Raw genomic sequence first — 407 nt, forward strand, 5'->3', positions numbered from 1 at the left:
ACCGCGTTATATCTAAATGAGGGAATGAGTTGGAATGACTCTATCTAACTTATTAAATCCAAATCATTTGCCTATTATCTATTTTCCAAACCTTTTGCGATATCCGCATTTTCTACATAGTTCCTCCACTGCCACTCTTCGTGAAAAACCATCTACAAGGTTTTTTGCTCTGTCCATCTCGATAATATCAGAAAATGAATGATCATTAATATTTCCAAGGTTAATAACTCCCTCACCATCCAGACAACAAGGGATAACCGTTCCATTTGCTAAAATCCCTGCTTGATTTCGCATGCCATAGCAGAAGCCCTTCCCATCATCTTCTTCTTCATGTAACGCAGGCCACTGAAACTCGTAATCTTGATTAATGAAGATGCGTTCCGCAATTTTCACGCCGCTTCCTGGTA

1 protein-coding gene is annotated in these 407 nt (G+C 39.6%); it reads right to left on the reverse strand.

Translation table 11 applies throughout. The features are described 5' to 3' along the window. Positions 1-78: 78 nt before the first annotated feature. A partial coding sequence (locus tag V7068_RS22075; RefSeq protein ID WP_499714568.1) for an SPASM domain-containing protein occupies positions 79-407 on the reverse strand: 329 nt, incomplete at its 5' end.

The sequence above is a fragment of the Bacillus sp. JJ634 genome (genome assembly GCF_036962285.1).
Lineage (GTDB): Bacteria > Bacillota > Bacilli > Bacillales > DSM-1321 > Peribacillus > Peribacillus asahii_A.